This window comes from Geobacillus sp. CCR (genome assembly GCF_052906625.1).
Map to the genome: position 1 here is coordinate 1 of NZ_JBREBQ010000007.1, position 15,535 is coordinate 15,535.

Annotated in this window: 13 protein-coding genes and 1 pseudogene; 13 read left to right on the forward strand and 1 reads right to left on the reverse strand. The window is 56.0% G+C overall.

Annotated elements, in window-relative coordinates:
* Positions 1–125: 125 nt before the first annotated feature.
* The 13 genes and pseudogenes from ACVBDQ_RS05225 to ACVBDQ_RS05285 all read left to right on the forward strand — a co-directional run.
* A pseudogene (locus ACVBDQ_RS05225) lies at positions 126–857 on the forward strand (acyl-CoA dehydrogenase family protein); the annotation flags it as partial.
* 97 nt (positions 858–954) lie between these two features.
* Complete coding sequence (locus tag ACVBDQ_RS05230; protein ID WP_011232253.1) at positions 955–1,746, forward strand: enoyl-CoA hydratase/isomerase family protein; 792 nt, start codon at positions 955–957, stop codon at positions 1,744–1,746.
* A 15-nt stretch (positions 1,747–1,761) separates the two neighbouring features.
* Complete coding sequence (locus ACVBDQ_RS05235; protein ID WP_011232252.1) at positions 1,762–2,604, forward strand: SDR family NAD(P)-dependent oxidoreductase; 843 nt, start codon at positions 1,762–1,764, stop codon at positions 2,602–2,604.
* A 114-nt stretch (positions 2,605–2,718) separates the two neighbouring features.
* On the forward strand, positions 2,719–3,861 hold the full coding sequence (locus ACVBDQ_RS05240) for a thiolase family protein (protein ID WP_011232251.1): 1,143 nt from the start codon (positions 2,719–2,721) through the stop codon (positions 3,859–3,861).
* Between the two features lie 20 nt (positions 3,862–3,881).
* Complete coding sequence (locus ACVBDQ_RS05245) at positions 3,882–5,627, forward strand: ABC1 kinase family protein (protein WP_011232250.1); 1,746 nt, start codon at positions 3,882–3,884, stop codon at positions 5,625–5,627.
* Between the two features lie 16 nt (positions 5,628–5,643).
* Complete coding sequence (locus tag ACVBDQ_RS05250; protein WP_011232249.1) at positions 5,644–5,970, forward strand: hypothetical protein; 327 nt, start codon at positions 5,644–5,646, stop codon at positions 5,968–5,970.
* Positions 5,971–5,997: 27 nt separating this feature from the next.
* A complete protein-coding gene (locus tag ACVBDQ_RS05255; RefSeq protein ID WP_011232248.1) occupies positions 5,998–7,104 on the forward strand; it encodes a Zn-dependent alcohol dehydrogenase in 1,107 nt (368 codons plus the stop codon).
* A gap of 172 nt (positions 7,105–7,276) precedes the next feature.
* A complete protein-coding gene (locus tag ACVBDQ_RS05260; protein ID WP_031212582.1) occupies positions 7,277–7,705 on the forward strand; it encodes a hypothetical protein in 429 nt (142 codons plus the stop codon).
* 58 nt (positions 7,706–7,763) lie between these two features.
* The gene (locus ACVBDQ_RS05265; protein ID WP_014196545.1) at positions 7,764–9,254 is read left to right on the forward strand and encodes an aldehyde dehydrogenase family protein; all 1,491 of its coding nucleotides are present in this window, start codon (positions 7,764–7,766) and stop codon (positions 9,252–9,254) included.
* A gap of 111 nt (positions 9,255–9,365) precedes the next feature.
* Positions 9,366–10,274: a R2-like ligand-binding oxidase gene (locus ACVBDQ_RS05270; RefSeq protein ID WP_011232245.1), complete on the forward strand. Its 909-nt coding sequence runs from the start codon at positions 9,366–9,368 to the stop codon at positions 10,272–10,274.
* A 225-nt stretch (positions 10,275–10,499) separates the two neighbouring features.
* Positions 10,500–11,105, forward strand: a complete 606-nt coding sequence (locus ACVBDQ_RS05275) for a DUF6230 family protein (protein WP_011232244.1) — start codon at positions 10,500–10,502, stop codon at positions 11,103–11,105.
* 217 nt (positions 11,106–11,322) lie between these two features.
* Entirely contained in the window at positions 11,323–12,465 is a 1,143-nt protein-coding gene (locus tag ACVBDQ_RS05280) for a DUF6114 domain-containing protein (protein ID WP_020278084.1), read from the forward strand.
* Positions 12,466–12,477: 12 nt separating this feature from the next.
* Positions 12,478–13,626: a hypothetical protein gene (locus tag ACVBDQ_RS05285; protein ID WP_011232242.1), complete on the forward strand. Its 1,149-nt coding sequence runs from the start codon at positions 12,478–12,480 to the stop codon at positions 13,624–13,626.
* A 204-nt stretch (positions 13,627–13,830) separates the two neighbouring features.
* On the opposite strand, the gene ACVBDQ_RS05290 is transcribed toward ACVBDQ_RS05285, so the two are convergent.
* Positions 13,831–15,333, reverse strand: a complete 1,503-nt coding sequence (locus ACVBDQ_RS05290) for a response regulator transcription factor (protein WP_011232241.1) — start codon at positions 15,331–15,333, stop codon at positions 13,831–13,833.
* Between the last annotated feature and the right edge of the window lie 202 nt (positions 15,334–15,535).

The window sequence follows — 15,535 nt, forward strand, 5'->3', positions numbered from 1 at the left end:
TAGACCTTTTTGACTTGAACGTTCATGAGAGAAAAACTCCTTCACTTTCCTTGTATGTCAAGGATTCATTCGACGATGGACATAAAAAATCCTCCCGATTTTCGTTGGGAGGGTGCGAAATGTGAGTATTAAACGGGCAAAAAATTTTCATCACCAACGGCGCCCGCGCTTCTTGGGTCGTCGTGTTCGCCACGGTTGATCCGAAGTTGGGCCGCGCCGGGCACCGGGCGTTTGTCGTCGAAAAAGGGACGCCGGGATTTGTCGCGACCCGCACCGTCCATAAGATGGGTTTGCGCGCCAATGAAACGGCGGAGCTCTTGTTTGAAGACTGCTTTGTTCCTGATGAAAATTTGCTTGGCGGTGAAGAGTTGTATAGCGCAAATGCGAATAAACCGTCCGGTTTCCAAGTGGCGATGAAAACATTTGACAGCACGAGGCCGATCGTCGCGGCCATGGCCGTCGGCATCGCCCGCGCCGCCTATGAATATACGCTTGACATCGTTCGCAGCGAGTACCCGAAACAAGGACGGTTGTACTATGAAGCAGCCGCCCTGCTTGCCGAGGCGGAGCAAGAGATTGACGCTGCTCGCCTGTTGACGTGGGAAGCGGCGTGGAAAGCCGACATTGGCGAGCCGAATGCGATGGAAGCGGCCGTCTGCAAAGCAGTCGCCGGTAAAATGGCGCTTCATGTCTGCGCTATGTGCCTTGAACTGCTCGGTCCCGTCGGCCTTGGCGGACATTTGGTCGAGAAATTGTACCGCGATGTGAAAGTGTTTGATATTTTTGAAGGCACGCAGCAAATCCAGCGCCTTGTCACAGCAAGACGGTTGTATGCGCCATACGGCGTGCACGTATAGAAGAGCGAGGCGGCGACCCAAACATCTCCGCTCGCGGTGGAGAGCGATGATCATTTGTGAAGTTTGCCGGTTCGATTGAACGAAAGGGGGAATTCCGATGCCTTATGAAACGTTGCGCATAGAGCGGCGAAACAAAGGAGTCGCTTGGGTGATGATCCACAACCCGCCGGCGAACGCCATTAGCGAGCGATTAATGGAAGAATTGGAGAAAGCGGCCGATGAATTGGAAGCCGACCGCGGAGTGCGCGTTGTCGTCATCGCGTCGGCCCATCCGAAAACGTTTCTCGCCGGCGCTGATTTAAAGGACATGATTCAGCGAGGAACCCAGTTTGCCGGCAATGAAGCGGGCATCGCCGAACAAAGCGCCCGCATGCAGCGCTGTTTCGACCGCTTCGCGACGATGCCGAAGCCGGTCATCGCGGCCATCAACGGCTATGCGCTCGGCGGCGGCTGTGAATTGGCCCTGGCGTGCGATTTCCGCATCATGGGCGGCGGCAAAATCGGCCTGACAGAAGTCTCGCTCGGCCTCATTCCCGGCGCGGGCGGCACGCAGCGGTTGACGCGCCTCGTCGGGCGGGCGAAAGCGACGGAACTCATTTTTCTTGCCAGACGGCTTGACCCGCAAGAAGCGCTCGAACTCGGCCTTGTTCATCGCGTCACGCCCCCGGAGCGGTTGGAAGAAGAGGCGTCGGCGTTTGCCGAGCAACTGTCAGAAGGGGCCGTGCGGGCGATGGGGCTCGCCAAGCGGGCCATCTATGCGGCCGAAGGGCTTCCAGAAGACGGATTTGGCATCGAAGCGGCGTCATTTGCGGCAACGTTTAAGACAGGAGAGCCGGCGATTGGGCTGGCGGCGTTTTTCCAAAAGAAACAACCGCAATTTTTACGTTAAACGGAGGGATCACCGATGTCGTCATGGGCGGAACTGCTGAAAGGAAAAGTGGCGGTCGTCACCGGCGCCTCACGCGGCCTCGGGCGCGCGGATGCCTTGGCGCTTGCCGAAGCGGGAGCGGATGTCGTCATTACCGATATTTTGCTCGAATCGGATGAAGAAAGCAAACAGACGGCGCAAAAATATGGGCCGCTCTCACAAGTGATGCAGAGTACAAAAGTGGTGTACGCCGAAAAGACAGCGGAAGACATTCGCGCCATGGGGCGGCGGGCGCTGGCTCTCAAAATGGACGTCACCGACCGCGAGCAAGTGAAAGAAGTGTTTGCCCGCGTCAAGGAAGAGTTTGGTTCCATTGACATTCTCGTCAACAACGCCGGCACGCTCGACCACGTTTCGCAAATCGAAAAGCAAAACGATGAGTTTTGGGAGCGCGATTTGCGGGTGAACCTGACCGGCACGTACAACTGTACAAAAGCGGTATGGCCGTATATGAAAGAGCAAGGATGGGGGCGGATCATCAACATGTCGTCCGTCGCCGGGACGCTTGGCGGCTTTGGCCAAGCGAGCTATTCGGCCACGAAAGGAGCGGTGTTGAGCTTTACGAAAAGCATGGCGCTTGAGGGGGCGCGCTACGGCATCACCGTCAACGCCATCGTGCCGGGCATCATCAATACAGAAGCGTTCCGCATGGGCAATCCGAAAATGAACGAGCGGATGATCCAGCGCACGGCGTTCCGCCGCCCGGGCGAACCGGAAGACGTCGCCAACGCCATCGTGTTCCTTTGTTCCGATAAAGCGAAGTACATCACGGGGATTGGGTTGAATGTTTCAGGCGGCATCGAATTGTTTACGTTCTGATGAATAAGCGGCCCGCTTTGGAATGTGGCGATTTGAACATAGGAAGAGAGGCCTGCGGCGGCTCTAGCCGCGCAGGAAAACGGTTCGATTTTGATACGGAACAGGAGGAGCGGCATGAGGGAAGTGGTGATTGTTGACGCCGTGCGCACGGCGATCGGCAAGAAAAAAGGGGCGCTCTCAAGCGTCCATCCGGTCGATTTGCTTGTTCCGGTGCTGCGGGCGCTTGTCGACCGAAATGGGCTGGATGCCGGCCTGGTGGAAGATGTCATCGTCGGCTGTGTGACGATGACCGGAGAGCAAGGGGGCAACATCGCCCGCCAAGCGGTGCTCGCCGCCGGATTTCCGGTCGGAGTGCCGGCGTTTTCCTTAAACCGGATGTGCGGCTCGAGTCAGCAGGCCATCCATAACGCGGCGCAAGCGATTTTGGCTGGCGACATCGACATCGCCATCGCCGCCGGGGTCGAAAGCATGACGCGCGTTCCGATGGGAAGCGACATGGGGCGGTTCAGCCGCCAGCTGACAAGTCGGTACAACATCGTGCCGCAAGGGATTTCTGCGGAGATGATCGCGAAAAAATGGGGATTGTCGCGGGAAGAGCTTGATGCGTTTTCCTTGCAAAGCCATGAAAAAGCGGCGGCGGCAACCGACCGCGGGATGTTTGAGCGGGAAATCATTCCGCTTGACGTGCCGGGCGAGGAGGGGACGGTGTCCTTCACCCGCGACGAAGGGATTCGGCGCGACACCTCGCTCGAAAAGTTAGCAGCGTTAACGCCATCATTTCAGCCAAAAGGCGGTGTCATCACGGCCGGCAACTCAAGCCAAGTGAGCGACGGAGCGGCCGGCGTGCTGCTCATGTCGGCAGAAAAAGCCCGGCAGCTCGGTTTGCGACCGAGAGCCCGCATCGTCGCCCGCGCGGTCGTCGGCGAAGATCCGATTCTGATGCTCACGGGCGTCATCCCGGCCACGCGCCGCGTGCTCGAAAAAACGGGACTGCGCCTTGAGCAAATCGATGTCATCGAAATCAATGAAGCGTTCGCTTCGGTCGTGAAGGCGTGGGAGCGGGAGCTCGAGCCGGATATGGCAAAAGTCAATCCGCGCGGCGGAGCGATCGCCCTCGGACACCCGCTCGGCGCGAGCGGCGCCCGGCTGATGACAACGCTGCTCCATGAGCTTGAGGACATGGACGGGAAATACGGATTGCAAGTGATGTGCATCGGCTTTGGCATGGCGACAGCCACGATCATCGAGCGGCTGTAAGCAGAAAGGAGGAAAGCGGGTTGCACGCATCACTCGAAACGGCCAAGCCAAAACCAGCGCGCGACTTTGCGGCCATTGGCGCTGCCATTGAAGAGGAGCTGGCTGCCATTACGGCGGGAAAACGGCGGCGGAAAATCATCGCTGTGCTTGTCAAAAACGGGCTTGGCATGGTGCTGGGCGACGCCATTGCCCGCAAGCTGCGAGGGAACGAGGGAGACAAACAATATTTGCACCATATCGGCCGGAGGCTGCGCCTAGCGTTTGAGGAGCTCGGCCCGACGTTCATCAAGCTCGGGCAGGTGCTTGTCACAAGGCAAGACTTATTGCCAGAGCCGATTACGCTTGAGCTGGAGAAATTGCTTGACCGGGTGCCGCCCATTGAGTTTGCCAAAATCGAATACATTTTGGAGCGGGAGCTGCCTGACGGCTTGGAGACGTTTGAATGGATTGAGGAGGAGCCGCTCGGCTCGGCGTCGCTCGCTCAAGTGTACAAAGCGAAACTTAAAGACGGGCCGGTTGTCGCGGTCAAAGTCGTGCGCCCGACGGTCGAAAAACTGTTTCAAACCGATATCGCCATCATTAAAAAAATGGCCGCCCGCCTGCAAAAGCGGCTGCCGCCTGAACTGCAGGCCGCCCTTGACCTCGGGGGGCTCGTGCAAGATTATTACAGCAGCGCCATGGATGAGCTGGACATGACGGAAGAAGCAAGAAAAATGCAAGAAATGAAGCAAAAGTACGAAAGGAGGGCTGAACATGTCACGGTTCCGCACGTGTATGAAGCGACGAAAAGCGTCTTGATCATGGAATACATTGACGGCTGGCTCATTAAAGACTTCCCTGTCGATTTTCTCACCTTCGAAGAGCGGATCAACATCATGATCGATCTTGTCCATCATTACGTGCAAACGATGCTCGACGGCCATTATCATGCGGATGCCCACGGTTCCAACATTATGATCGACAAGCGGACGAAAAAGGCGGTCATCATCGACTGGGGGATGACCGGGCGGATGGACAGCGTGATGGCGCAAATTTTGATGCGTGTCATTTTGCACATCCAGCTCAACCAGGCGGAAGACGCCGCCGAAGTGTTTATGGAACTGATGTCGCCCACCATTTACACCGATGTTGTCAAATTGAAAGATGAACTGCGGACGTTGACGTTAAACTATGTGTCCGCCCATCAAGGGAGCAGCCGCTACAACTACGGCCGCCTCGTCCTTGAAGCGACGGCGATCGGGCTCCGCAACTACTGCAAAGTCCCGAACGGCTTGGCGCTTTGGGCGAAAGGATTTTCCGCCACCGAAGGGACGGCGCGCTGGATTTGCCCGGAAATTTCGTACGGCGAAGTCGTGGAGGCGTATGAAATTCCAATTTTAAAAAGCATCCTCGGAAAGCGCTTTAATTTTCGCGCCAACGCGAGTCTTGTCGCTGAAACGGCGGAAATGATCGCCACCTTCCCGCGCCGGTTCAACAAAGTGTTGGAGACGATGGCCGAAAACAAATGGCGCATGACCGTGCAAGTCCAAACCGACCCGGTGACGCGCAATACGCTCAACCAAATCGCCAACCGTTTGGCGCTTTCCCTCATCGCGTTTGCCATCATTATGGCCACCGGGTTTATTGTCGCCAGCATCCCGGGCGGAACGTTTCTCGGCATGGAGAAAACGACGATCGCCAACATCGGGTTGGCCGTTTCTGTCATCTTGGTCGTTTTCCTTGGCTGGCGGCTGTTCCGGACGCGCAAACAGCGGCCGCGATTTTAAAGAGGGAGGAAGGAACATGCGCGAGGAACAAGAAGAGCTGACGATGTCAAAGCGCATCGAAGCGTTTTACCGGCAAAGCGGCGGGCCGGGAAGCCCGACGATCCGGCGGTTGCTCGATAAGCATTTGCTGTATGGGAAAGACCACGGCCTGCCGGGGAAAAAGGAAGAGTTTGAGGATGTCATCCGCGATGTGTTTTTGCAAGACCATTCGACCCGGCCGCTCGTCATCGGCCTTTTCAAGCTGAAAGAAACGCTCAAGCAGGAATGGGACGCCTATTTGGATGCATTGCGGGGCCGCGGCATCCGTGAAGAGGAAGCGGATATGGCCGGCAAGCGGGCGTAATGGGCGGATGGAAAAGGAGGGAACGACATGGCAAAAGCCGCAGTATTGCACCGCTACGGGGAGCCGCTGTCAATCGAAGAACTGGATTTGGCAAGCCCCAAGCGCGGGGAGGTCAAAGTGAAAATGAAAGCGGCGGGCCTTTGCCATAGCGATTGGCATGTGGTTCAAGGGCAATTGCCGCTCCCGCTTCCCATTGTGCTCGGCCACGAAGGAGCGGGCATTGTTGAGGAAGTCGGGGAAGGGGTGACAAGTGTCAAACAAGGCGACCATGTGGTGCTCAATTGGGTGCCGTCATGCGGGACGTGCAGCTATTGCCGCACCGGGCGGCCCGATCTATGCGAGGAGGCGGCTCGGCTGATGGCGACCGGCACGCTGCCGGATGGGACGACGCGCTTTTCGCTGCATGGAAAACCCGTCTATCAATTTTTAACCGCCGGCGCGTTCAGCGAGTACACCATCGTGCCGGAGCAGGCAGCCATCCCGATTCGCCGTGATGTGCCGTTTGAGTTGGCGGCATTGATCAGCTGCAGCGTCATGACCGGGGTGGGCGCCGCCATTCATACAGCGCAAGTGCGCCCGGGCAGCACAGTCGCTGTGATTGGCGCCGGCGGCGTCGGCTTCAACATCATCCAAGGAGCGGCGCTCGCCGGGGCCAAACAAATTATCGCCGTCGACATTGTCGAGGAAAAATTGGCGATGACGAAAACGTTCGGGGCGACGCACACCGTAAACGCCCGCGAGGACGATGCCGTCAGCGCCGTGCTCGACTTGACCGACGGCATCGGCGTCGACTATGCGTTTGAAGCGATCGGCCGCCCGGAGACGATGGCCGACGCATACAACATGACGCGAAAAGCGGGAACGACGGTCATCGTCGGCATCGCCGCGCCGCATGAAGCGGTGGAGATCAACGCCTTTTCGCTGCCGTCCCAATCCAAAGCGTTGACCGGTTCTTGGCTTGGCCAAGGCAATCCGCCGATTGACTACCCGAAGCTGCTTGATTTGTACGCGGCGGGCAAGCTGAAGCTCGAACCGCTCATCAGCGCCGTCTATTCGCTCGACCAAATCAACGACGGATTCGCCGCCTTAAAGAGCGGGCAAAACATTCGCGGCATCATTCGCTTTGAAGAATGAGACGACAAGCCGCCCCGCGTGCGTTTGGGTGAACAAACAAGAGAAGCCGTTGGGCGGTCGGAAAGATGGCGTTCCATCTGCCCTTGGACGAAAACGGGAAGGCCGGTGTTTGGGCGGGCAAACAAGGGGATCGAAAAAAACGTGGAACGATCGAGACGAGAGGGGGATTGACATGCCGGTGTTTCAAAGCGAGCAGGAAGTATACGACGTTCTCGGCCGCTTTTTTGAACGCGTGGCCGAAACGGAAGAGTCAAAAGAATTGATTGCGGCGACGGAGCTAGGACCTGGATATGACGCGTTTGTCCAATACATTTTCCATAAGCCGGAAGCGAAAATTACGTGGACGCATGAAAACGGGAAATTGAAAATTGTCTGCGGCGAAACAGCGCTGCGCCCGGAGCTCATTTTTGAGCAGACGGCGGATGTCGGGCATAAGTTTTGGCTTGGGAAGCTCGACTTGCAGCAGGCGCTCGCCCGCCAGCAAATCAAAGTGCAAGGCCCGCTTGTGAACGCCTTGAAAGTATTGCCGCAGCTTGACGCCATTTACCCGGCGTACCGCGACTATTTGCAGGAAATCGGGCGGAGCGATTTATTGCCGTAGCTTGGTTTCAAGATCCGATCAATCGGGAACGTGGAGCGATGGAAAGGAGGAGATGACAATGATTTCGGCGCAAACGACGGAAGCCGATTTATGGATTGATGGAGAATGGCGGCCGGCTGCCAGCGGCGAACGGTTTGACGTCATCGACCCGGCGACGGGCGAAGTGACGGCCCGCGTCGCCAACGCTGGCGAGGACGATGTTGACGCGGCGGTCGCCATCGCCGAAGAGGCGTTTTCGGATCGGCGCTGGCTGGCCATTTCCCCGCTTGAGCGCGGACGCATCTTGCGCCGCATCGCTGAACTGATCCGCCAGCATCATTGCGAGCTGGCGCAGCTCATGACGCGGGAAAACGGCATGCCGATCAATCTAGCGTTGTTTATTGAAATTCCGCTCGCCGCCGACTGCTTCGACTTTTTCGCCTCGCTTGTCGTCAAGCCGCAAGGGGAGGTGCTGCCGTTTTCCGTCGCCGGCTCGGCGCCGGATTATATGGCGTGGACGATGAAGGAGCCGATCGGGGTGGCTGGGCTCATCACCCCGTGGAACTTTCCGCTTTTGATGCCGACGTGGAAAATCGCCCCAGCGCTGGCGGCGGGCTGTACGATGGTGGTAAAACCGGCGCCGGAAACGCCGCTGACGGCGTTGAAGCTTGCTGAGATTTGCCATGAGGCCGGCGTGCCGGAAGGCGTCATCAACGTCCTGCCTGGACTCGATGAGGCCGGAAAAGCGCTCGTCCGCCATCCGCGCGTGCCGAAAATCGCCTTTACCGGCGAAACGGAAACCGGGCGCCACATCTTGCAGGCGGCCGCTCCCCACATTAAGCGGGTGACGCTCGAGCTTGGCGGCAAGTCGCCGAACATCATCTTTGCCGATGCCGATCTCGAACAGGCGGCGAAAAGCGCGCTGTTTGGCGTGTTCTACAACTCCGGGCAAGTATGCCAAGCGGGAAGCCGCATTTTAGTGGAGCGGACGGTGTACGAACCGTTTGTCGAGCGGTTGGCTGAGCGGGCGAAAAAGCTGAAAGTCGGCCCCGGGACGAACCCGCGCAGCGACCTTGGCCCCGTCATCAGCCGGGAGCAATACGAGAAAGTGTTGCGCTACATTGAGATCGGCAAGCAGGAAGGAGCGCGGCTTGCGGCCGGGGGAAGGGCTTTGGACGGGGGTGGCGGCGGCTATTTCATCGAACCGACGGTGTTTGCCGATGTATCGCCATCGATGCGTATCGCCTGTGAAGAAATTTTCGGCCCGGTGGCGGCAGTCATTCCGTTTGCCGATGAGGAAGAAGCCGTCCGCATCGCCAACGGGACGATGTACGGCTTGGCGGCCGCCGTGTGGACGAACGACATCAAGCGGGCGCTCCGTCTTGCCCGGCGGGTGAAAAGCGGAACGGTGTGGCTCAACACGTACCAAGTGCTGTCACCGACCGCGCCGTTTGGCGGGTACAAGCAAAGCGGACTCGGGAGAGAGCTTGGTATGCAGGCGCTTGATGCTTATCTCGAGACGAAAACGGTTATTTGCGACTTGAATGACCGGCCGATGACGTTGTTTTAACAGGCGGGGAAGGCGCTCTTTTGTGGAGGGAACACGTGCCTCCTTTCAGAGGACATTCGGTGAAAGATGAACCGATTCCAGCGCAGCGGAACGATAGAAGGAGGGAATAGGATGGTCCATCATGACGGTTTTCAAACGGTGAAAGCGACGATCGATTGGGAACATCCGATGTTTAAGTTGTATGAAAAAGCGAAACGAAACGGGAAATGGAATCCGGCTGACATCGACTTCAGCCAAGATCAGAAAGATTTTGCCAGCTTGACGAGCGAAGAAAAAATTTCCGCGCTCCCGCTTGTCGCCGGTTTCTCCGCCGGCGAAGAGGCGGTGACGCTCGACATTTTGCCGATGGCGCACGCCCTCGCGCGCCAAGGGCGTCTGGAGGATGTCTTGTTTTTGACGACGTTTATGCACGACGAGGCGAAACACGTCGAGATGTTCTCCCGCTGGCAGCAAGCTGTCGGCATCGGACAAATGGACTTGTCCGTCTTCCATAACGACCATTACAAACGCATCTTTTACGAAGCGCTGCCGGAAGCGATGAACCGGCTGTATGCCGACGATTCGCCGGAAGCGGTCATCCGCGCCGCCACCGTCTACAACATGATCGTCGAAGGGACGCTCGCCGAATCAGGCTATTACACGTTCCGGCAAATTTACAAAAAAGCCGGGCTGTTCCCGGGCCTTTTGCAAGGAATCGATTACTTGAACATGGACGAAGGGCGGCACATTCAGTTCGGCATCTACACGATCCAGCGGATCGTCAACGAAGACGAGCGGTATTACGAACTGTTTATCCGATACATGGATGAATTATGGCCGCACGTCATCGGCTATGTCGACTACTTGACCGAGCTCGGCAAACGCCAGCAGCAGCTCGCCCGCACGTATGCGCTTGAGATCGACTATGATTTGCTTCGCCATTATGTCATCAAACAGTTCAACCTCCGCAAAAAGCAAATCAGCCGCACGAAGCGCGTCGATGTCGTTGAGGGGCTTGAAAAAACGGCTGCTGAGTCATGAACGAACGGGCGGGCTCTGCCCGCCTGCATGTAAAAAAGCGGGAAAGAAAATATTTTCACAAACACCTTTGTGGCTGAGCGTGAAAAGAGCTGCAAGGAGGCGCGGTGATGGCAGCATGACGGCAAGCTCTGCTGCTGCCTTCAAGGGGAGCAAGGTATTTATTTTGGGGGGAATAGGGATGAATCAAAGCTTGTCGGATGAAGGCACACAAAGGGGGAATGAAAAATGGGGAGCTTGTTTGCGGTCAATCCGAAACGATTTGCGATTGCGGGGGGAGCTGGGTTCCTCGCCGTCATCGCCTTGGTTGCCATGCTTCTTCTGTCGGGAACGGCGTTTGCGGCGTTTCCGCTTTCAGGAGTCGGGGGATTTACGATCAGCGCTGATAAAATTACGGGAACCGGGTTTAAACTGTATCCCGCCATCGGTGAAACCGAACAAAGAGGGGCTTGGGGACAGGCCGCCGTCGACTTGGCGTCGGCGAACATCACCAATTTGGTGCTGACGAAAAACATCAACACCGAATCGGCGCTTGGCGCTTACGGCATTAAAAGCATTGACGTTGTCGTCACTGGCGGCAATGTGAGCGGGCAAAATTTAAAATTGCGCGTCACCGGCATTCAAGCGGACAGCACATCATTTGCCGGCTTGGAAACGCAAGAGCATAAAACCGACAATCCGCTCAATGTCATCGATTTGAGCGCGCCAAGCTTGACTCTTGACAAACCGAGCTTGAACACGCATTACATGTCGGCTGGGTCGATCACGATTCCAAGCATGAAGCTGAAAGTGATCGCCAACATGAAAGACGGAAGCCGTGTCGGCGATTTTTAATTCGGTCTGATCATCATTTAGATGGGAGAGGTTCATCTCCTATTCCTCCCAAAATGAATCGGATGGTCTGGCATCTTGTTTCCTTCTGTCAAGGACTGCGTCAACCGTTGAGTCAGAGGGGTGACGAAAAGAGGAAGGGATGGCGGAGTGTTCAGCTTGCCCGCCGCCGTCACTCGCCAAATGGAAAGATGAAAAACGGATAAAGGGAGGCAAGACTATGAGAAAAACGTTCGAGATGGTGCAAATCGCGGTCATTGGTGCGCTCACGGGGGCGTTTATTGGCGGAATCGTGCTCCAAGGAGGGATGGATGGAGCGCTGTGGGGGGGATCGGCGCTGGCGGCTATTCTTGCGGCGCTCGTTTGGCCGCTTCTCGACCGCCCAACTGCTTTGATGCGAGCAAAATATGGAGCGGCGGCTTTTTTGCCCGGCATGCTTGTTGGCGGGAGTCAATGGCTGTCGATCGGGGTTGTTGGGGCAGCGGTGGGAGGGGCGGCGAGCAGCGTGCTGGCTGCTTTTTTTGTCTCGCGTCTCATCATGCGCCACGAAGAGCAGGGCCGTTATATTCGCACACGTTTTCATTATGTCTGGCTGTTTTCTGGCGGATCTCTCGCGACGTTTTTCGCTTTAAACGCCTTGTTTGTCGCTGAGAGGGCGGCGCCGTGGCAAACATGGGCGCGATCGATTCCGATGGCCGTTCAATCATCTATCGTTCTTGCCTTCGTGTTGCTTGGATATATGATTTGCATCGGCTGGAAAAAGAGAAAGACCGAGACATGGCGGCAAGCGCGGTCGGCTGCCCGTCGGGCGGGGGGAGCGCTGCTGGTTGGAGGGCTGCTGCTTATCGCCGCCGCTTCGATGTTCCATTACGACTTTTTGTCTGTTCACGATGCAGCCCGCTTTGTGGGGCCGCTGTTGTCGTATGCCTTAGGCTGGATACTGCCGTGCGCCGTCGGGTTTTTGTTTGCCGCCAACCGACATCGTCCTGTGTTAGGATCGGTGCTCGTAATGATTGGTGCAATATTCGTCTTGATCGTCGGCATCAGTGTGTTTCCGATGTTGCTGCTTCCCGGAAGCGGGCTCATGTGGGCTGGGCTGGTGACGGGGCTGGTCATGATCGTTTTGGCTATTTTAAGCATGATCAAACCGCAAAGCCATGTCACCATCGGTAGCTTTCTTATTCTCGCTTCCATTCTGTCTTTCGTTGGTGCGGCAGGAGGCTTGATCATCGGAGGAATCATCGGGCTTTTAGGAGGAGCGCTTGTAGTCGGATGGAGCGGGAAGCAGACAGAAAAACAAGAGGGCCATTCTTCACCCCCCGCCTCGCCGCTCCCGCCGCATTCGCCAACAATGACAGGGTAAAGGAGGAACTGAATGAAATCCTTCAAATGGCTGAAACCGTCGCTTCTTGCATTGATGCTTCTTCTCTGCCTGCCGCTTGGCGGTTCGCGTTCGCTCGCCGCAGGGGAGGAACAAGGATTTGTCATTCATGCTGATAAAGTCGTCGGCATCTTCGATTTGGGGGGCATCATTCTTGGGTCGCCGAAAGTGATCGTCGGCAAGCTTCCAATTGCCTTCATCCAAGCGGACATCAGCGGATTGTCAATGGAACGAGCCATCGACACGCCGCAAGGAACAATCGTGCTGTCGATTCGATCGGAAGGAACGGCGAGCGCTACTTGGATGAAGCTTGATGTGACGAAATTGAAGTTCGGGGGCCTTTGCTTGGATGGATTTCCGCTTAAGCAGTGTTTGAGGGACGTCACATTGGTGGCGACGAAGATGACGGCCTCCCGCCTCTCCATCCCTGGCATGTCGCTGTCGGCTTCATCTTCTGGCGCCGCTTTGGCGCCAGCGGAGCAAAGCGCGCTTGAACAAACCGATCTCGCGCAAGAAGCGGAACGGCTCGTCTGGCAGCTGGATGAACAAAAGCAAGGCGACAACAGCGCCGCCCGCATGGTCGAGACGCTGCAAGCAGACGTCCCGGCGTTGGCAAAGCGCGTCAAGGCTAGAGCAGCTGAATGGCAGGCGTTCGCCGAAAAGCTGGACGCTGTTTCGGCTTCCCTCCAACAGCTTGAGCAAGTCATGGCGGGCGGACGAACAGCTGAAAGCGTAGAAAGAGCACAATATGAAGAAATCACGGTTCGCCTGCAGGAGTGGAACGAAATGATCGATCAACAAACGGCTGCCCTTCGACAAGATATCGAGAAATGGAAAGAACAAGACGCTCTATGGAAGAACGCAGTTTCGTATGCAACAGAAACGTTGAAGCTTGGAGAACAATCAAAAGCGATGAATCTTCTTTCGGCTTTGCGTTCGTCGCTTGATAGCGTCAAACAACAACTTGACAAGCTGGAAACGGATGAAGCAGTTTGGCGCAAAACGGCGAACGAGCTTGAACAGCGGCTGAATGCAGTGGCTGAATGGTTGAAGTCCAAACCGGCTGCCGAAGCGAACAGCACGGATGGACGTTCTCAGCCCCCGCTTCCTTCGCCGGGAGCAGATGAGGAAGGAAAACGGTAAAGACATAGAAGGTTGGTAATGATAGAAAAGAAATGCTCTTCTTGAACTGCAAAACGATACAACGCTTTTTTCATCTCAAAGCGACAAGTTCGCGCAATGGTGGTTTTTTCACCGACCTTATAGGAAACGAGGGGCAAGGCGTTTGGCTCCTTGCCCTGTTGGTGTAGACCGATTTCAGCAAGAAGCGCTCATGCCGCCGCTGTGTTAAATGATTCCGTCGCGAATCGCTTTGACGATGGCTTCTGTCCTGTTTTTGGCGTTCATTTTTTGCAAAATGGCGGACACGTAATCGCGCACCGTGTATTCGCTCAAATGAAGCCGTTTCGCCGCTTCGTACGTCGATGCTCCTTCGGCGACGAGCTTCAGCACTTCGATTTCCCGCGGCGATAAATGCGGCGTCGGCTGAACGAGATCGGAACGCCCTCCGCTGCATTTGGCCAAAATCTCCCCCGCGCTTTGTCCGAATTTCATCACTGCCGTGTAAAGATCATTGGACAATTGAAAGGACGTCTTCGGCCCGCAATCCAAAATGGCGGCGCCGATAAGCCGATTTTCCGACGGCGCGTAAATGGGAGCGATGACGATCGATTCCAGTTGAAACTGCTTGACGTATTTCATCGGCAATCCTTGCGCCGCATGGCGGACATAAATGGGCGGCACGTTCGTCATCTGGCGGCCGAGCAGCTGCAGCCGTTGGATGTATTGCTTAATGAACGGAAGGCTGTCGATGTGTTCGTGAATGCTTTTGATGTCATGATTGTCCAGCTGATAGCCGTACAGTCCGAATCCGCTTTCATGAGTGCTTGAATAGGCGAACAGGGCACATCGTTCAAATGGCAAGTAAGCGACAAATCCGGTTGAAATGTACTCGATCGCTTCGTTCAGCGATTTGGCCCGCATAATCCATTGGTCAAACAACAAGACGGCGTCTTTCCAAAGCTGCTGCTCTTTTGTGCGGATGGCAGCCTTCCGGGCGGCATGAAACTGTTCGAGGGTGTGAAGAAGAAACGGGGTGACGAGCCGATCTTCCCCTTCCGCGCAAACGAGCAACAGATCGCCCCCCCATGGGAGCGGAATCAATCGCGTTCCACTCGCATCGATGCAGGAAAGAATACGTTCACATAAAGCGAAAATCGTTTCTCCATACATCGGTTCTTCTGTGAGCGCATCGGCCGCGCTTCCATGCCATTTGGCGACGATGAATCCGCCATCAGCTGTCCTTGCCAGCTGGGCGATCCATGCGATCGGCAGTTGCTTGGATGAAACGATTTGCGAAAGAAACTGCTCAAAATCGAATTCGGGGCAGCCAGACGCATTGACGGACTCAAGAAGTTTGGAAAAAACGTACTGAACGGCTTGATGAACGCGAAATTCTACAACACCGTCCGATTGGATGGCTTCGTGAACCGCGTTTTCCATCATCGATAAAATGGAGGTGAACTGGTTGGGCGACAGCTCGCCGTTTCGTTTTTCCCACTCGCGGCGAAATGACGCCAGCCATTCATCGATATCATTCATAGGATCAAGCCATTGCGAAGAGAACACGTCAACGGCAAGCCGCAAAGGATGGGCGGCAGCGTGCTGCTTGTCCTCTAGCTCGACGCATTTGTCCAGCCAAGCGGAGAAAATGTCGTCGCGGTGCTTCCGAATCATCTCCCATCCTTCTTTCAAAATGGCTTCTAATCGGATTGACAAGCGCAAGTCCATTCGTTTTCCCTCCTTAAGTTTTTTTCTTGTTTTTGTCCAACCGATATCATTGCTTCCGTTTCGGGTATCGATCGTTCCATACAATTGGGCGTCATGGGCGTCGGATGTTGGTTGATGCCGGGAGAGAAAAACGAGTGCAAAGATGTTGGGAACAAGAGAAACCGGTTGCGGAAAGTCCTATGATCATCGTGGTGATATATAT